The organism is Streptomyces pyxinicus, from assembly GCF_024753135.1.
Lineage (GTDB): Bacteria > Actinomycetota > Actinomycetes > Streptomycetales > Streptomycetaceae > Streptomyces > Streptomyces pyxinicus.
In genome coordinates, this window is record NZ_JANUGP010000031.1 from 51,043 (window position 1) to 68,748 (window position 17,706).

15 protein-coding genes and 1 pseudogene are annotated in these 17,706 nt (G+C 73.3%); 6 read left to right on the forward strand and 10 right to left on the reverse strand.

All coding sequences use genetic code 11. The annotated features are described in order from the left end of the window. The first annotated feature begins 57 nt into the window (after positions 1–57). A pseudogene (locus NX794_RS30000) lies at positions 58–709 on the forward strand (maleylpyruvate isomerase N-terminal domain-containing protein). Positions 710–734: 25 nt separating this feature from the next. On the opposite strand, the gene NX794_RS30005 reads toward NX794_RS30000, so the two are convergent. Further along, a complete protein-coding gene (locus tag NX794_RS30005) occupies positions 735–1,940 on the reverse strand; it encodes an alpha/beta hydrolase family protein (RefSeq protein WP_258782535.1) in 1,206 nt (401 codons plus the stop codon). 176 nt (positions 1,941–2,116) lie between these two features. On the opposite strand from NX794_RS30005, the gene NX794_RS30010 reads away from it, so the two are divergent. Continuing rightward, positions 2,117–2,719 carry a hypothetical protein gene (locus tag NX794_RS30010; protein ID WP_258782536.1) on the forward strand — a complete coding sequence of 201 codons (603 nt, stop codon included), beginning with the start codon at positions 2,117–2,119 and terminating at the stop codon, positions 2,717–2,719. Positions 2,720–2,731: 12 nt separating this feature from the next. Here the strand turns inward: NX794_RS30010 and NX794_RS30015 are convergent, their stop codons facing one another. From NX794_RS30015 to NX794_RS30025, 3 genes are all read right to left on the reverse strand, one after another. Further along, positions 2,732–3,715, reverse strand: a complete 984-nt coding sequence (locus NX794_RS30015) for an NADPH:quinone reductase (protein WP_258782538.1) — start codon at positions 3,713–3,715, stop codon at positions 2,732–2,734. A 109-nt stretch (positions 3,716–3,824) separates the two neighbouring features. Beyond that, entirely contained in the window at positions 3,825–3,980 is a 156-nt protein-coding gene (locus tag NX794_RS30020; RefSeq protein ID WP_258782539.1) for a DUF6131 family protein, read from the reverse strand. 84 nt (positions 3,981–4,064) lie between these two features. Then, entirely contained in the window at positions 4,065–5,552 is a 1,488-nt protein-coding gene (locus tag NX794_RS30025; RefSeq protein ID WP_258782556.1) for a long-chain-fatty-acid--CoA ligase, read from the reverse strand. Positions 5,553–5,710: 158 nt separating this feature from the next. Between NX794_RS30025 and NX794_RS30030 the strand changes: the two genes are divergently transcribed. Further along, on the forward strand, positions 5,711–6,877 hold the full coding sequence (locus tag NX794_RS30030; protein ID WP_258782541.1) for a PucR family transcriptional regulator: 1,167 nt from the start codon (positions 5,711–5,713) through the stop codon (positions 6,875–6,877). A 115-nt stretch (positions 6,878–6,992) separates the two neighbouring features. Here the strand turns inward: NX794_RS30030 and NX794_RS30035 are convergent, their stop codons facing one another. Beyond that, positions 6,993–9,161, reverse strand: coding sequence for an MMPL family transporter (locus NX794_RS30035; RefSeq protein WP_258782542.1), 2,169 nt, complete (start codon positions 9,159–9,161; stop codon positions 6,993–6,995). A gap of 307 nt (positions 9,162–9,468) precedes the next feature. Here NX794_RS30035 and NX794_RS30040 point away from each other — a divergent pair, with 307 nt between their 5' ends. Further along, entirely contained in the window at positions 9,469–10,194 is a 726-nt protein-coding gene (locus tag NX794_RS30040) for a hypothetical protein (protein WP_258782543.1), read from the forward strand. A 93-nt stretch (positions 10,195–10,287) separates the two neighbouring features. On the opposite strand, the gene NX794_RS30045 is transcribed toward NX794_RS30040, so the two are convergent. After that, positions 10,288–11,478: an MFS transporter gene (locus NX794_RS30045; RefSeq protein ID WP_309506045.1), complete on the reverse strand. Its 1,191-nt coding sequence runs from the start codon at positions 11,476–11,478 to the stop codon at positions 10,288–10,290. A gap of 38 nt (positions 11,479–11,516) precedes the next feature. On the opposite strand from NX794_RS30045, the gene NX794_RS30050 reads away from it, so the two are divergent. Beyond that, positions 11,517–12,122, forward strand: a complete 606-nt coding sequence (locus NX794_RS30050; RefSeq protein ID WP_258782545.1) for a CGNR zinc finger domain-containing protein — start codon at positions 11,517–11,519, stop codon at positions 12,120–12,122. A gap of 591 nt (positions 12,123–12,713) precedes the next feature. Beyond that, positions 12,714–13,403: a Crp/Fnr family transcriptional regulator gene (locus NX794_RS30055; RefSeq protein ID WP_258782546.1), complete on the forward strand. Its 690-nt coding sequence runs from the start codon at positions 12,714–12,716 to the stop codon at positions 13,401–13,403. Here the strand turns inward: NX794_RS30055 and NX794_RS30060 are convergent. The 4 genes from NX794_RS30060 to NX794_RS30075 form a co-directional block, all read right to left on the reverse strand. Next, positions 13,367–14,668 (reverse strand): MalY/PatB family protein, encoded by a 1,302-nt coding sequence (locus tag NX794_RS30060; RefSeq protein WP_258782547.1) that lies wholly within the window; start codon positions 14,666–14,668, stop codon positions 13,367–13,369. The two genes, NX794_RS30055 and NX794_RS30060, sit on opposite strands and share 37 nt — an antisense overlap. A 76-nt stretch (positions 14,669–14,744) precedes the next feature. Further along, positions 14,745–15,986, reverse strand: coding sequence for a cytochrome P450 (locus NX794_RS30065; RefSeq protein WP_258782549.1), 1,242 nt, complete (start codon positions 15,984–15,986; stop codon positions 14,745–14,747). A 131-nt stretch (positions 15,987–16,117) separates the two neighbouring features. Then, the gene (locus tag NX794_RS30070; protein ID WP_258782550.1) at positions 16,118–17,419 is read right to left on the reverse strand and encodes a beta-ketoacyl synthase N-terminal-like domain-containing protein; all 1,302 of its coding nucleotides are present in this window, start codon (positions 17,417–17,419) and stop codon (positions 16,118–16,120) included. Further along, entirely contained in the window at positions 17,416–17,691 is a 276-nt protein-coding gene (locus NX794_RS30075) for an acyl carrier protein (RefSeq protein WP_258782552.1), read from the reverse strand. Before NX794_RS30075 ends, NX794_RS30070 begins: the two co-directional genes overlap by 4 nt. Positions 17,692–17,706 lie beyond the last annotated feature (15 nt).

Genomic DNA, 17,706 nt, shown 5'->3' on the forward strand with positions numbered 1-17,706 from the left:
CGCGCGGGGGCCCGCGTACGCTTGCCCGCCGGTGCGGGGCGCGCCCACGGCGCGGCCGTGGATCTCTTCTCCCAGGCCTGGGCGGCCTTGCCGGCGGCGGTCGCCGCGACCCCGGACGAGGACTTCGGGCGGCCCTCGGGCTGCGCCGGCCGGCTGGTGCGGGACCTGGTGTGCCACCTGGTCGTCGACGCCCAGGACGTCCTGATCACGCTGGTCACCCCGGCCGACGCGGCGCCGACGGCGGACGCGGCCGGCTACCGGCGGCTGGTGGCGCCCCCGACCGGCGAGGACCCGCTCGACGCCCTGATCCCCCGGCCGGCCGCCGCGTACGGCGATCCGGCGCTGCTCGGGTTCCACCTGGACGACGTCGGTTCCGCCGCCGACCGCGCCGCCGCGCTCGCCGACCGCTCGCCGCGCGTGCGCACCCAGGACTCGGTGCTGACGGCCAACGACTACCTGTCCGCGTACGTCCTCGAAGCGACCCTGCACCACCTGGACCTGGTGGCCCACCGCCCGGCCGCCGCCGGGCCGCCCGCCGAGACCCTGGCGGCGGCCCGCGCCCTGCTGGAGCGGATCGCCGGCACCGCCTTCCCCACGTCGTTCTCCGACGGGGACGCGCTGCTGGTCGGCACCGGGCGGCGCGCCGGGCGCGGCACAGACGGCGGCGCTGGGCGGCCTGGCCGGGCGGCTGCCGTTCGTGCTCGGCTGAGGCCGGGAGCGCGGGGGCCCGGTCTTCAGAGCTTGGCCAGGACCGTGTCCAGCCAGTCGAAGACGCGCTGTTCGAACAGGGCGCGGCCCATCGGCTCGCAGTGCAGGTGCGCCCCCTCGGCCTCGGTGAACCGCACCAGCTCCTTGGGGCCGGGCAGCGCGTCGTACAGGCGCCGGGAGGCACCGGGCCAGAAGTTCTCGCCGTCCGGGTCGGTGATCAGCAGGGGGGTGGTGACGCGGTCGAGGACCGGCGTCAGGTCGTACCGGGAGACCTCGGTGAGCAGATCGAAGGGCGAGTCGATGCCGTAGGGCTTGGCCCGCCAGCGCCAGGTCGCGGCCAGGACCGGGTCCGCGCGCAGTCCGGCGGTGATGACCGCGTCGAAGGAGGCGCGGTCGCCGGACTCCCACAGGGCGCGCGGTTCGGGGCCGAGGTGGGTCCACCAGCTGTCGGCCACGTTGATCACGCCGGGGTCGGCGACGGCGGCGGCGACGCGGTGCTCGAAGGCGAGGGCCCGGGGCACCCAGTAGCCGGCCTGGCTGATCCCGGCCAGGGCGACGCGGTCGGGGTCGACGTCCGGGCGGGCGAGCAGGAAGTCGACGACGGGGGTGACGACCCGCTCCCAGTCGGGCCGGAAGGTCATCCCGCGTTCGAACAGCGTCGACTGCTGGCCGGGGCCGTCGAAGAGCAGGGCGCGGTAGCCGCGGTCGACCGCCGGGGCGCCGAGCAGGGTCCAGGCGGCGCTGGCCGGGGCGTCGCTGCCGTTGTTGACGATCAGTGTGGGCAGGGGTCCCGAGCGGTCGGCGGGGCTCACCAGATACCCGGGCAGGACGTCGTCCTCGTAGGGGACGGAGACCGGTTCGGCGGCCGGCTGCCGGGTCTTCAGGAAGCGGTCGAAACACTCCCGGTGCGGCCCGAACGCCTCGCGCACCCGGGCCTCGGGGTCCGCGAGGGCGTCGACGGCGACCAGGGCCAGGCCGTAGTAGCCGGCGGCCCGCAGGTACGCGTCGCGGGCGCTCGCCGCGTGTCCGGCCGCCGCGCTCCGCCCGGCCTGGGCGCGGACCCGGGCCCCGAGGTCCGTCCAGACGGTGAACCACCGCTCGCCGTCACCGTCCGCGATGGCGGTGGCCGCGGCGAGCACCTCGCCCACGTCCGCGCCGTGCCGCCAGGCGGAGCCCAGGGCGGTGCGGATCTCGTAGTCGAACTGGGGGTTCGCGTGGAAGCGGTGGGTCATGGCAGCCTCCGGGCGGGTGGTGTGGGCCCCCTGGCGGCTCCGGACCGCGTCTTTCACGGTAGAGGGCCGCCGAGCGGGGCGCACGTGATGCGGCGTGCGGCTCGCGGACGACGGCCGCATGATGGTGGGAAGGGGGCAGAGCCGGTCCAGTCGAGCCAGTCGAGGGGAGAGCTGCCATGGCGCAGCAGTCGGCGACGAAGGCCCCGGTCGGACAACCCGTCGGCAGCGGCAGCGTGTTCCTCTCGTTCGCGCCCTGGATCATCTTCGGGGTGGTCGCGAGCCCCAGCACCTGGGAGTACGCGGCCCTCGCGGCGCTGGTCGCGGCCATCGTGCTGTCGAGCCAGGACCTGCTGCACGGCAGGCTCCGGCTGCTGGACATCACCGCCATCGTGTTCTTCGCCGTGCTCTCGGTCCTCGCGCTGGCCCTGCCCCGCCACGAGCTGATCTGGCTGGAGACGTACGCCCAGGTCCTCTCCAGCGGGCTGGTGGCCGTCATGGCGTTCGCATCCCTGCTCTTCGACCCCTTCACCGCGCAGTACGCCCGTGAGTCCACACCGCCCGCCCTCTGGCGCACCCCCGTGTTCCGGCACATCAACCGGGTGCTGACCGCCGTCTGGGGCGCGGCGTTCACGCTGATGACCCTCTCGACCTGGCTGGCCATCCGCTTCGCGGCCGAGGACGACTGGTTCAACTGGGTCATCCCGATCGCCCTGCTGGTGTGGGCGGTGCGGTTCACGCGGAGCTACCCGGACTCGTACAAGGCGCGTCACCCGACCTGAGAGGTGCCCGGTTCAGGACAGGTCGGGGCGCAGGACGACGCGGATGCCGCGCAGTTCGCCGCGTTCCATCCGGGTGTGGATGCCGGCCGTCGCGCTCAGCGGGAAGGTCTCGGTCGCGCGGGGGCGCAGGGCGCCACGGGCCAGCAGGTCGTTGACGGCACGGGCGGCCCGGGCGAGTTCGTCGGTGGTGGCGTTCGAGAGGGCGAAGCCGATGACCGCGCGGTCGTGCGTGTAGAGCGGTCCGACGGGCAGCACGGGGCGGGTGCGGGCACCCGAGAGCAGGACGGCACGGCCGCGCGGGGCGAGCAGTCCGACCGCGGCTTGGAGGTCGTTGCCGCCCGAGGTGTCCAGGTGCAGGTCCACGCCCTCCGGTGCGGCGCCGCGGAGCGTGCCGGCCAGGTCCGGGTCCCGGTAGTCGAAGACCTCGCCGGCGCCGAGTTCCGCGCAGTAGGCGGCGTCCCGGGCGGAGGCCGTGGCGAGCACCCGGGCGCCGGCCCGGGCGGCCAGGGTCACCAGGGCCGCGCCCACGTTGCCCGCGGCGCCGGCGATCAGCACGGTCTGCCCCGGCCCGAGGCGGCCGTGCGCGAAGAGCGCCAGGTAGGCGGTGGCGGCGGGGTGCAGCAGCGTGACCGCCTGGTACGGGTCGACGCCGGCGGGCAGGTGGTAGAGGCGGTCGGCGGCCACCACGGCCTGTTCCGCCGCCGCGCCCTGTCGGCCGCCGTGCCCGAGGCTGTTGCACCACACCCGGTCCCCGGCCCGGAATCCGGCCGCTCCGGGGGGTGCCTCGGCGACGGTGCCGACGAGGTCGCGTCCGAGGACGAACGGGAAGGGCACGGGCGTCCGGTAGAGACCTGAGCGGACGTAGGTGTCCACGGGGTTGACCGTGGTGGCGGTGGTGTCCACCAGCACGTCGGTGGGGCCGGGCCGGGGTGCGGGCAGCTCGCCGTAGCGGATGGCGTCCGGGGTCCCCAGCTCGTGGATGTAGGCAGCGCGCATGGGCGCATTGTGGGCCGTGCGGGCCGCCATGGGGTCGCGGCGCGGCCCGGACGGCCGCTGTCGGGCGGCCGTCCGGGTCAGTGCGCGGTGGCGCTGTACCGGAGTGCGGTCACCAATAGTGGCGTCGGCCGGCGACCGCGTGCCCCATGGAACCGAGGATCCACAGGATCGCCCCGATGACCACCAGGATGATGCCGATGGTCCACAGGATCGATATGCCTGTCAGAAAACCGACGATGAGCAGGATGATGCCTAGGGCGATCATGTCGTTCCTCCTGCCGTGAGCAGAGTTCCTGGACTCCGAGTGCCCCCGAACCCGATTACTACTCCGCCTGTCCGGCACGGACTTTCACTCCGCCAGGCTGATCTCCCGCTTGAGGATCCTTCCGCTCGGCCCCACCGGCAGGGCGTCCGTCAGCCAGATGCGGCGCGGGTACTTGTACGCGGCCACCCGGTCGCGGACGAAGCGCTGGAGCTCCCCGGTGTCAGCCTCGGCGCCCGGCCGCAGGACCACCGCGGCGGCCACCTCCTCGCCGAGCCGCTCGTCCGGTACGCCGAGGACCGCGGCGAGGGCGACGGCCGGGTGCTCGTGCAGCACCTCCTCGATCTCGCGCGGGTAGACGTTGTAGCCGCCGCGGATGATCAGATCCTTCTTGCGGTCGACGATGTAGAGGTAGCCGTCCTCGTCGCGGCGGGCCAGGTCCCCGGTGCGCAGCCAGCCGTCGGGGATCGCGGCGGCGGTGTCCTCGGGCCGGTTCCAGTAGCCCTTCATCACGCCCGGTCCGCGCACGGCCAGTTCACCGACCTCGCCCGGCGCGACGTCCGCGCCGTCCTCGTCCAGCAGCCGCACCTCGACGTCCTTGATCGGGGTGCCGATCGACCCGGCCTTGCGGGGGCGGTCGGGGTGGTTGAACGAGACGACCGGGCTGGTCTCGGACATGCCGAAGCCCTCCAGCACCATGCAGCCGAAGCGCCGTTCGAAGCCGTGCAGGACCTCCACCGGCAGGGAGGCGCCGCCCGAGACACACATGCGCAGGCTCGACAGGCCGGCGCCGGTGTCCGGGTGCTGGAGCAGCGCGGCGTACATGGTGGGCACGCCCTCGAAGACGGTGGCCCGGTCGCGGGCGATGGCGTCGAGGACGGTGGCCGGGTCGAAGCGCGGCACCAGCGTGAGGGAGGCGCCGTTGCGCACGGCCACGTTCATCGTGCAGGTCTGCCCGAAGATGTGGAACAGCGGGAGGCATCCCACGATCACGTCGTCCGACGTCATCCGCTGCACCTCGGTGCCGGTGACCTCGGTGTTGTGGCGCAGCCCGGCGTGGGTGAGCGCGGCACCCTTGGGGCGGCCGGTGGTGCCCGAGGTGTAGAGCAGGACGGCGATGTCGTCCCCGGCGGTGACGGCCACCTCGAACCGCGGTTCCAGGCGGGCGAGTTCGGCGGCGAAGGCGGCGGGTTCGACCGCGAGGTGCCGGACCCCGGCGGCACGCGCGCCCGCGGCTCCCGCACCGGGCGCCTGGTGCCACTCGAAGAGCAGCACGGCGCCGGAGTCCCGCAGGTGGTAGGCGCTCTCGCGCTCCTTCAGCAGCGGGTTCACCGGCACGGCGACGGCGCCGGCGCGCAGCACGGCGTAGTACAGGACCACGAACTCGGGCACGTTCGGCAGCATCAGCGCGACCCGGTCGCCGGGGCGGACGCCCTCGGTGTGCAGCAGCGTGGCGGCCTGGGCGCTGAGCCGGTCGAGTTCGGCGTAGGTGGTGGTCGTCGTCCCCAGCCGCAGCGCCGGGTGACCGGGCAGCCGGCGTGCCGTGTCCACCAGGAATTCCGCCAGGTTGGCCATCATGCCTCCTCGCATGCGTGCTCCACGCGCCGGCGGGTCCCGTCGCCGACGCTCCCGGCATGGTCGCGTGCGCGGGTACGGGGGTCCATGGTGGCGCCGACAGTCCGGGCGTCCCGGTGTTGTTCCGGGCCACAGTGGAGGGGCCGTACGCTGCGGGTATGGGTCTGTCGAGGGTGGGGGCCGCGCTGGGTACGCGCCTTCCGGAGCTGGGTGAGCGGACGGCGGTACGGATACGGGCGGAGGTCGCGTCGTACGCCGACGAGACGCTCATCCCCTTCGCCTCGCTCCGGACGTCCTGCGAGGACAACGCCGAACTGCTGCTGGACCGCTTCACGTTCGGCGCCGGGCCGGACGTGGGAGCGGCGCGGCAGACAGGTCGGCTGCGCGCCGAGCAGGGCGTGCCGCTGGCGGACACCCTGCACGCCTACCGGGTCGGGTTCGAGTTCCTGTGGTCGGAGCTGGTCGACGAGGCCCGCAGGCACCCGGACGTCACGGATGCCGAACTGGTCGCCGGTTCCTCGGAGATCTGGGCGCTGTTCGGGCGGTACGCGGAGGCGGTGGCCGCCGCCTACCGCGAGGCCAGCGCGGAGTTGGCGCTCCGCCGCGAGGCGCGCCGCTCGGCCCTGGCGGAGGCGCTGTTCACCGGCGCCCTCGCCGACCGGACGACGCCCTGGGAGGCGGCCGGGCAGCTCGGCCTGCCCGAGCGCGGGCCGTACGCGGTCGTGGCCGCGTCGGTGCCGGACCCCGGTCAGGAGCCGTTGCCGGGTATCGAGGCGGACCTGCGGCGGGCCGGGGTGCCGTCGGTGTGGCGGCTGCTGCCGGACCAGCAGATCGGGCTGGTCGCGCTGGCGCACAAGGACGCGGAGGCGGCGGGCCTGCGGGCGCTGCGCCGGCGGCGCGCCCGGGTGGGGGTGAGCCCGACCTTCGACACGCTGCGGGACACCCCGCAGGCGCTGCGCTTCGCCCGGCTGGCGCTGACCGGGCTGCCGGGCGACGGGCCGGGGGTCACGCGCTTCGACGACAGCCCGCTCGCGATGCTGGTCGCGGCGGCCCCGGCCGAGGCGAGCCGGCTGGTCGAGCTGGCGCTCGGCCCGGTGCTAGCGCTGCCGGCGGTGGAGCGCGGCCGGCTGCTGCGGACGCTCGGCCACTGGTTCACGGCGGGCGGGGTGACGGCCCAGGCGGCGGAGCGGCTGTTCGTCCACCCCAACACGGTCCGCTACCGGCTGCGCCGCGTCGAGGAGTTGACCGGCCGCGCGCTCTCCGACCCGGTCGCCCTGGCCGACCTGGGCGCGGCGCTGTACGCCCTGCGCCTGTTGCCGGCCTGAGGGGAGAGGGGTGGGCGGGATGGCCGGGGGCTGGTGCCAGGACGGGCGCGGGAGGCCCCGCGGAACCGGAAACCGGCGTCGCAGGGCCTCCCGTCACACCACCCCCCGAGGCGGGTCAGCCGCGCTGCCCCGCGGAATCCCGGGCCACGGTGTCCCGGTCCCCGAGGGCCGGTCCGGAGCCCGCTACCGGGTTCTTCGCCCGGTCAGCATGCCCCGGCCACCAGGCGGCGTGGCCGATCAGGGCGGTCAGGCTCGGAGTGAAGAACATCGCCATGACGAACGCGGCGACCGCGATGCCGAAGGAGACCGCGAAACCCATCTCCGTGAGCAGCGCGTTGCCCGCGAGCATCATGGTGGCGAAGGTCGCGGCCAGGATGAACCCGGCCGCCGCCACGGTCGGTCCGGCGTGCCGCACGGCCATGCCGGCCGCCTCGCGCGGCTCCCGGCCCTCCCGGGCCTCCTCGCGGAGCCGGGCGATCATGAGGATGTTGTAGTCGGTGCCGATGGCGACCACGAAGAGATACATGATCACCGGGAGCATGAACATCAGGCCCGAATGACCCTGCCCCGCCTGGAAGATCCACACGGTGGCGCCGAGGGTGGCTCCGAAGCCGAGGCCCACGGAGGCGATCAGGTACCAGGGGGCGACCACGCTGCGCAGCAGCAGCCCCAGGATGACCATGATCAGTACGGCCGCGACGGGGAAGACGGTGCGGTAGTCGTGGTTGACCGCCGTGTCGATGTCCTTGTAGATCGCGGACATGCCGCCGACCAGTGCCTCGGTGCCGGGGGGCGCGTCGGAGTGCGCGACGTCGCGGACCCGCTGAACCGTGTCGATCGCCTTGTCCGTCGACGCCTCGTCCTTGAGCGTGACCGTGAAGTCGGCGGTGGTGCCGGTCTTGTCGACCTGGGTGAGCCGGGCGTTCGCCACTCCCTCCACGGCCCCGAGCTTGCGTGCGTAGTCCCCGAAGCCGGCCTTGTCCAGGGGCTTGCCGCCGGTGCTGGACAGGTAGACGTCGGTGGGCGCGGCGGCACCGGCCGAGTACGCCCGCTGCATCCGGTCCTGGACGACCATGGACTCCTTGGTCTTGGGCATGGAGCCCGACGCCAGGTCGAACGTGGCGTTGAAGCCGAAGGTGCCGACGGACAGCCCGACCAGCACGAGCCCGGAGAGCGCCGCCGTCAGGGCCGGGCGGCGCCGCACCCCGCGACCGAGGGCCGCGAAGCGGGCGTTCTCCGGTTCCCGCTGCCAGGACTTGGAGGGCCAGAAGACCTTCGGGCCGATGAGGGACACCACGGCCGGGATGAGGGTGAGGCCCGCGACCAGGGTGGCCGCCACGGCGATGGCGAGCGCGGGGCCCATCTGCTTGAGGAAGCCCAGCGTGGACAGCACCAGCGCCAGGAACGCGATGATGACCGCGCCGGCCGCGGAGGCGATGGCCTCGCCGACCCGGCCGACCGCGTTCACCATGGCGAGCTTCGGTTCGTCACCGGCGCGCAGGCGTTCGCGGTAGCGGAAGATCAGGAAGAGGAAGTAGTCCGTTCCCACGCCGAACAGGACGACGATGAGGATGGACGAGATCGAGCTGTTGGCCTGGAGGTCGAACAGCTTGGTGGCGTACGCGATGAGCCCGTTGGCGATGGCGGACACCAGGCCGATCAGGATCAGCGGCAGGACGGCCAGGATCGGCGCCCGGAAGATGATCAGCAGGGTCACCAGGATGATGGCGAAGGTGCCGATCCCGATGAGGGCCTGTCCGCGCTTGGAGGAGTCCTCCTGGTCGAGGGCCTGCGCGGCGGAGCCGCCGAGCCTGACCTCCAGGTGGGTGCCCTTGGCCAGGCCCTTGACCTCCTGGCGCAACTCCTTGGCCGCGTCGGACTGTTCGGGCTGGCCGGCCTTCTTGCTGTCCATCTGCACCAGGGTCAGGTCGTACCTGCCGTCCTTGGACGGCTGGCCGGGGACGACCTTCTGCACCTGGTCGATGTGCTTCTCGCCCAGTCGGGCGGTGATCCGGGCGACGTCCTTCTTGTCGGCGGCGGTCAGCCGGCCGCCGTCGGTGCGCTGGTAGAGCGCGATGGCGGAGGGGGTGAAGGCGCTGGGGAAAGCCTTCTCCTGGAGCTGTGCCGCCTTGATGGACTCGTAACTCTTCGGCAGGAAGCTGCTCTCGTCGCTGTTCGAGGGCAGACTCGGGGCGGTGGCGACGATCGCCACCGCGGCGATCAGCCAAGCGACGATCGTCCAGACGGGATGTCGGACGACGGTGTTGCCTATTCGTCGGAACATGCGGAAGGTCCTCCTGGGCAGGAAGATCACCGCAGCCCGGGGAGCGGTTCCCTGGCATCGGCGACCCCGGCCGGCACGCGGTGCGGTCCGGCCGAACGGTTGTCTTGCGCCACATCGTAGTGACCGCACATCAACGGCGCGGAGGCGGAGGTGACTTGTGACGTGCGCGTGTCGCGGGACATGGCGGCCGCTTCGCACACACACCCGCCCTCTCAGGCCAAGACGAGGCATCCCCGGGCTGAACCAAGTGGAAACAGGTCTACCGGCCCGTATGATCCGGGTGTCGGGCACCCCGAATGGAGGACTTATGCCTGAGAACACTTCGTCCGCCACCGAGTTGACATCCCAGTATGTCCATCAGGTGGCCGGTGATCTCGAACAGAACGTCAAGGAACAGGACCGCGTCAGCGGCGACATCGCAGCGCTGCAAGAGCAGTTGGCGACCCTGCAGCGCGATCACACCATCCTGGTGAGCATGCAGCAGGCCCTCGGTGTGGCGACCACGGCCGGCGCGGTCACCGAGCCGGCCGTGCCGGCTCCCCGCAAGAAGAGCGCCACAGCGTCCACGCGCTCGGCTCCGGAGACCGGCAAGCGCCGGGGCGGCAAGGCGTCCGCCGCCTCCGGCACCGGGAAGCCGGCCGCCAAGAAGACCGCGACCAGGACGGTGGCCAAGGCCTCGGCTAAGACCAGCGCCGGGAGCGGTGCCAAGGCCGGCGCCGACGCCGACACCAAGCCGGCCGCCGGCAAGGCCGCTTCCCCGGCCGCCCAGCCCACTCTCGTCGAACTCGTCCGCGGGCACCTCGCCCAGCAGAGCGAACCCCGCTCCGCGGCCGAGGTCGCCGAGGCGCTGACCAAGGCCCACCCGGACCGGGAGATCCAGACCAAGGTCATCCGCACCACCCTGGAGAACCTGGTCGCCCGGAACAGTGCCCAACGCACCAAGCAGGGCACGTCCGTCTTCTACACCGTCCCCGACACGAAGCGGTCGGAGCAGGCCGAGGACGGCAAGGCGGCGGAGTCTCCCGCCGGTTGACCGACACGATGTCGTCCACTTCCCCCGCCGGGCGCGCCCCGCACGGTCCGCGGGGCGAGTGGCCGCACACGCGCCGAGGGACGCGTGGGTCGGTCAGCGGACCTGGCCGGGCGGACGACGGGGCCCCGGGCGGGCGACACCGACCAGCGCCGCGAAGGCGGACACGCCGACCGCCAGCGGCAAGGAGCGGGGGGCGAGCGGGCCGGCGAGGGCCGCTCCCGCCGCGAAGCCGGTGATCTTCAGGCTGGCACCGGTGGTGAAGACCTGGCCGCGCAGCCGCTCCGGCGCCTCCCGGTGCCGTATCGCGAACAGCGCGGTGAGCTGCGGGCCTTCGCCGATGCCGGCGACGACGAGGGCGGCCACGAGTGCGACCGGGCGGCCCAGTGCCGCCAGTGCCGCCGCGCCGGACTGCAGCAGGGCACCGGCCCGGACGATCGTGTCGGGGGCCAGGGCGCGCGGGAACCGCGCCAGGACGGCGTTGGCCGCGAGGGCGGCGCCCGCGGTGCAGGACGTCAGCAGCACGGCCCGGCCGGCCCCGCCGAGGAGCCGCTCGCCCAGTACCGGCAGGCAGGCGGTCAGCATCCCCTGGGCCGCGCAGCACAGGACGGAGGTCAGGGTCGCCTCGGCCAGCCGCCTGTTGCGGACGACGGTCCGCAGGCCCGCGGTGAGGTCGTCGAGGAGCGAGGAGGCCTTGCGGGTGTCCCGGCGCCCTGCGGTCGGGGTGCCCCCGGGCATCCGCCATGCCAGGGGTACCGCGCAGCCGACCAGCAGGGCCGCCGCTACCACGGCCGCCGGTGCGCCGCGGAGTTGCGCGGCGCCGCCCGCGAGCGCCGGGCCGGTGAGGCTCGCCGCGGCGAAGGTCGCGGCGTCGAGCGCGTTGGCGCGGGGCAGCCGGCGGGCATCGGTCACGACGTGGGGCAGCCGGGCCGTCCAGCCGCCCGAGAGCGCCGGTCCGAACAGTCCGGTCAGCACGGCGACCGGGACGACGAGGGAGAAGGGCAGCCGGCCGAGGCAGCCGAGGATCGCGGCGAGGCCGCCGGCGTAGAGGGCGAGTGCCGCCGCCAGCAGCCGGCCGGGGTGTTCCGCCCGGTCGAGCAGGGCGCCCAGCACCGGGCCGCCCGCGGCAGCGGCCGCCGTGATCCCGGCCAGCAGCGAGGAGGCCTGCGCGGCGGAACCGGCGAGCGCGAACCCGGCCAGCAGCAGGGCCGGTCCGGACATCTCGTCACCGGCGCGGGCGACCGTCGCGCCGAGGAGATAGACCCCGAGGGGGTGACGTCTCCGCACCGGCGAGACGGTACGGAGGTAACTCAATGGTGCGCAATATGCGTTACATTCGGCGGGTGTCCTACGACGACCCGGCCACCCGGCACTCCGTCCTGACGACGGCCCGCCGCACCGCCGCCCTCGTGAACGCCCTCTCCGGGGAGTGCCCCGAGCCCGACGAGGTGTCCGGCGTGCTGCGCGCGTACGGCGAGCCGGAGCCCCTGCGGCTCGACACCGGCGACGTCTCGGGGATGCGCGCGGTCGCCGCGCTGCTGCGGGAAGTGTTCGCCGCCGAGGACGCCGGGCAGGCCGCGGGTGTCCTCAACCGCCTGCTGCGGGACGGCACCGGTCCGCTCCGGCTGACCTCGCACGGCGGGGACAGCCCCTGGCATCCGCATCTCGACCGCGATGACGACGCGCCCTGGGACGAGTGGTTCCTCGCCTCCTCCTGCATGGCGCTGACCGTCCTCGTCTGGGACCGTCAGCTGCCGCCCGGCCGCGTCTGCGCCTCCCGCGCCTGCGCGGACGTCTTCGTCACCTTGGGGCGTGGCCCCGAGCGGCGCTACTGCTCCCGCCGGTGCGCGACCCGGGAACGCGTCGCGGCGCACCGGCGTGCCGGGCAGTCGCCTCGGGATCCGGCCACCGGAACACGCCGGGACGGGTGAGGTGCCCCTTTTGTCGCCGTCCGTCCTCGGCGCCGCGGCCGTGTGAGACGGGGCCCGGGCACACGGTTTCCCCGCGCTCGCGCCGTCCGGCGCGCCGGTGTGGTGACGGTGACGGCGTCGCCATGACACGAGCGTGGCGGTTCGGGTGGTTATGTCGCACGCCGGGCGCGAGATCCACGCACCCCTCCCCCTGGCGAATTTCAAAGGATCTTCACGGAACGACAGCACCGCGTCCACGACCCGCGCGGTGGCGGAAACTCGCGTTTGCACTTCGCGGGTAATCCGACACAAAGCGGCAGCAACGCCGGTGACGGATCGTGCGCATGCCCCGGCACCCCGTCATTCACCAGGGAATCTGTCGGCGGGCCGGCCGCCGCAACCGCTTGCGCGAAAAAGCGGAATTCATGATTCTGTCGAGCGAACGGTATCGCACGGCAAATCGCCCCACCAGGTTACGGTCAATTGCAGCCAACCTGGCCCGTAGCCCTACCCCGCGCTGGGGACGATGTCCTAGATTCGGCGCAGGAATTCGATCCTGAGCAAGGTTGTCACCAGCAGCTTTGGCGGTCAAAGACGATCACCGGGAGCGGAATGGAACCCTTCTGTATCACCGAGCGTAGCCTGGCCGACGCACTCCGGGGAGCGGCCGGGAAAGGCACCATCCGGGGGACGCGGTTTCATGTCGGCCGGCGAGAACATGTCTACAATCTGGGCCAGCCCGACGCGCACATCTATCTTGTCGAGAGCGGCCAGGTCAAAACACTCACGCACACCCGTGACGGCAAACAGTGCCTGCTGTCCATACACGGTCCCGGCGACGTGTTCGGAGAGTCCAGCGTCCTGGCCGCGAACCGCACCGAGACCGCGCAGGCCATGCAGGTCACGACGTTGGTGCAGGTCCGCGTGGCACAGATCATGAACGACTGCGATCCGCCGCTGCGCGAGGCGCTGATCGGGCACATGGCGAACCGGCTGCTGGAACAGCAGCAGATGATCGCCAATCTGGTGACGATGGACAGTGAACACCGGCTGGCGGCGCTGCTGGTGAATCTCGGGAAAAAGGTCGGCAAACGCAGGGACCAGACGGCCCTGATACGCGACCGGATAACACAGGAAGAGCTGGCAGAAATGGTCGGTACCACGCGTTCCCGGGTCGGCTACTTTCTCAAGCGTTTCTCCGTGGCCGGCGTGGTGCACCGCACCGAGGACGCACATCTGTGCATTCACATAGCCGAGTTGACGGACTATCTGGAGAACTCCTCGGTGTCCACCGGCTGGTAGGACCCGGAAACCGGAGCGGGATATCCCGGAACACTCCGCGGCGGCGCCTCACCGGCGCCGCCCGAATCCGGGGCCTCCTCCCGTACCGCCTTCTCCATGCGTCGCACCATTTCCTCCAGCAGATGCTGGGAGGTGCCGAAGTTGAGCCGGATGAAGCCCTCGATCCCGTACTCCCGGCCGTCACTGACGGCGACCTTGCCGCGGCCGAGGAAGAAGTCCGCGAGATCGTCGCTGCCCAGCCGGTCGGCCAGCCGTCGGCCGTCGAGCCACGCCAGATAGCTCGCCTCGGGCGGTATCAGCTCCAGGTCGGGCCCGAAGGACTCGAACAGCTCGACCAGCATCCGCCGACTGCCGTGCAGGTAGTGCCGCACGGTGCGCAGCCAGGGATCGCCGAGTGTGAAGGCGGCCTCGCTCGCGCTCACGCCGAGGATGCCCACGCCGTCCCGTTCCCTCGGCCGCATCTCCATGAGCCGGTCGTGGTCCCGGGGCCGGCCGGCCACCGCCATCGCGCACTTCAGACCGGACAGGTTCCAGCCCTTGCTCGCCGAGGCGGCCGTCACCGTCGCCACCCGCGCCGCCTCGGGCAGCGCGCCGAGCGGCACATGCCGGTGCCCGGGGTGGGTGAGCGGGGCGTGCACCTCGTCGGAGATCACCGCGACCTCGAACTCGGCGGCCAGGGCCAGTACTTCGCGCAGTTCGTCGGCGGTCAGGACCCGCCCGGTGGGGTTGTGCGGGTTGCACAGGAAGTACGCGGCGGCCCCGGCCCGGAAGGCGCGGGCCAGCCCCTCCAGGTCGAGCCGCCAGCGGCCCCCGCGCAGCCGCATCGGCTGAGGGACGACCTGGCGCCCGGCGGCGGCGATGGCCTCGAAGTAGGGCGGATAGGCGGGTACGTCGACCACGACGCCGTCACCGGGCTCGGTGAACTGCTCCAGCGCCACCTCCATCACCCGCATGGTGTCCGGGAACAGCACCACCTCGCGCGGCTCCACCCGCCAGTCGTAACTCGCCCGCGCCCAGTCCGCGAACGCCCGCTGCACGGGGGCGTCGGTGGTGTAGGCGTAGGCGTAGCCGAGGTCGCCGCCCACGGTGAGGTGCGCGCGGATGGCGTCGAGGACCGGCTCGGCGACGGGGAAGTCCATCTCGGCGATGAACGCCGGGAGGATGTCGGGCGGGTAGCGCCGCCACTTCTCGCTGCGCCGCGTGGACAGCGAGACCGCGCGCAGCCCGTCGAACAGGTGGACAAGCTCCTGCTGTACCTCCGACAACGACTCCTCCTCCGTCGGTTGGGCGGGGCCGCGGCTGCGCCGGCCGCCCGGTGCCGGGGCGGCGGTCGGCGCGGGTTCACCAGGTGACCGGCAGTTCCCTCACGCCGTGGATGCCGAACAGGTGGTGCCAGAACGGCACGTCGGCCGCGGGCACGGCGAGCCGCAGTCCGGGCAGCCGGGTGAACAGCCGCTCCAGGGTGACCTGAAGCTCGACCCGGGCCAGCGACTGGCCGGGGCACTGATGGGGGCCGTGGCCGAAGGCCAGCTGGCCGCGGGCGGTGCGGGTGACGTCGAGACGGTCGGGGTCGGGGAAGACCTCGGCGTCCCGGTTGGCGGTCGCGAGCTGGCACACCACGCCCTCCCCCGCGCGCACGGCGTGTCCGTCGAAGGTGACGTCAGCGGTGGCGATCCGGTTCATGCCGATCTGCATGGCCGTCTGGTGCCGCAGCAGTTCGTCCACCGCGCCCGGGACGAGCGCCGGATCGGCGCGCAGGGCGGCCAGTTGCTCCGGGTTCTCCAGCAGCAGCATGGTGCCGGTGCCGATCATGGTCGCGGTGGTGTGGTGGCCGGCGGCGAGCAGCAGCCAGGCGATGACGGCGACCTCGGCGCGGTCCAGCAGTCCGGGGGCGACCTGTTCGACCAGCAGCCGGCTGATCAGGTCGTCGCCGGGCTGCTTCTCCTTGGCGGCCACCACCCCTTCGAGATGCCGGAGGATGTCGTCCTTGGCCCGCATGGTCTCCTCGGGACTGCTGCGGCCGTTGATGAGGACCCGGGTGCGGGACTCGAACAGCGGGCTGTCCTCGGCCGGCACTCCGAGCAGTTCGCACACCACGGTGGACGGCACGGGGTAGGCGAGCGCCTCCATCAGGTCGAGCGGGCCGCCCCGCTCGGCCATCAGGTCGAGGCGGCCGTCCACGATCCGCTCGATGCGGGGCCGCAGTTCCTCGGCCCGGCGGCCGGTGAAGTCCCGGGCGAGCATCCGCCGGTAGCGCAGATGCTCGGCGCCGTCGAGCCGGGGGAAGGTGCCCTTGAGGACCTGGGGCACGGGCCGGGGGAACATCCGGGGGAAGTCGGGGTGGGAGCTGTCGGCGCTGAAGCGCGGGTCGTCGAGCACGGCGCGGACGTCGCGGTGCCGGGTGACCAGGCGGGCCCGCTGTCCGCTGGGCAGGGTGACCCGGGCGAACGGGTCCTCGGCCTGGAACCGGCGGTATCCGGGAGGCGGGTCGAAGGGGCAGCCCGGGGCCTTCTCCTGCGGGAACGCGGGAGGTTCGGCCTCGGGGTCCCGCTGCGGTCCGGCGGTGTCGGTCGTGTCCGTCATGGGAAACCTTCCTCGCTGCCACCGTGGGTCCGCTCCCGGCACGGCGTCGACCGCGCGGGGTGCGACCCTACGTCCCGGTGGTGTCCCGGTTCTGTTCACTTCTGAGCATCGGCGGGCCCGAACGCTCCGGATCAGGCGTCCGGATGGGCGAGGACCACCGCGGTGTTGATGCCGCCGAACCCGAAACCGTTGGACAGCACGAACCCGCCGGACGCCCGCCGCGGTTCGTCGCGCACGAAGCGCAGGCCGGTGTCGACGGGTTCGCCGAGTCCCGGGTCGGGGTGCACGAACCCGGCCCGCAGTTGCAGTACAGCCGCCACCGCCTCGACGACACCGGCCGCGCTGAGGCAGTGTCCGGACAGGGTCTTGGTCGCGTTGATCCAGGGACCCCCGTCGCCCGCCCCGAAGACCTCGCGCAGGGCGTCGGCCTCGGTCCGGTCGCCGAGCGGTGAGCCGGTGCCGTGGGCACTGACCCAGCCGATGTCGGCCGCGCCGACGCCCGCCTGTGCGAGGGCTCCCGCCATGGCCCGTACCTCGCCGTCCGCCGACGGGTCGGCGAGGTGGTTGCCGTCCAGGACGACGGCACCGCCCGCCCACCGGGCCAGCGCCGGCGCGCCGCGCAGCCGGGCGGAGGCGGCGGTCTCCAGGACCACGCAGGCCGCCGCCTGCCCGGGGTGGAAGCCCCGGTGGCCGACGTCGAACGGCGCCGGGGGGCTCGCGGGCGCGCCGTCCGCCGGGGCCATCGCGCCGAGGGTGAGGAAGCCGCGGGTCTGCAAGCGGGACAGCCGGGTCATGGCGCCGACGACGAGGCACACGTCGGCGGCCCCGGCGGCGAGCATCCGGGCGCCGTGCACGAGGGCGAGGTTGCCGCTCGCCGAGGCGCCGCCTACGGTGCAGCCCTCGCCGCGTACGCCCAGGACGCGGCTGAGCGTGGCCACATGGTCGGTGTCCTGCTGGTGCAGGGCGTACCGGGCGGGCAGGTAGGCCGGGTTGCGCTCGGCGCGGGCCCGGCCGTCCTCGGTGACCCGCTCCGTCAGGTTGTTGCCGGCCACCGTGACACCGACGCGCTCGGGCGGCGGCGCCGTACGGTCGAGCCCGGCCTCAAGCCACGCCTGGAGCGCGGCGACGACGGCGGCGCGCACCGGCACGGGTGACCGCGCGGCGGTCCGCCGGGCCGTGGTCCGCAGCGCTTCCGGCAGACCGGGCAGCGCGTCCAGGGCCCGGTCGGGTACGTCGTCCGCCGCCAGCTCGGCCGTGAACGCGGGCCAGGACACACCCGGCCGGTCCGCGTCGTCGGGTGGTGGCGGCGCGGTGAGGGCGCGGCGTCCCGAGCGCAGCGCGACGGTCAGGTCCCCGGGGTCGGCCGCGACGGCACCGAGCACCCCGAGTCCGGTCACGACCACCGCGCACCCGTCCGCGCCGGGTCCGCTCACAGCTGCTTGCGCATGAGGGCGGCCAGGGTGCCGATGTCCATCCCCTGGTGGAACTCGTGCACGGGTACCGCGATGTCCAGTTCCTCCATGGTCAGGGTGACGATCTCGGCCCGGTCGATGCTGTTGCAGCCCAGCTCGGACAGGGTCCGGTCGGGCCGGAACGCGGCCGGTTCGATCTCCGGCACGATCTCCAGGGCGGTGCGGCGCAGCACGTCGAGGACCTGTTCCTCGGCGCTGTCGGTGCCGGGGGCGCTCTCGGCCGGTCCGTTCACTGGGGGTACCTCCGG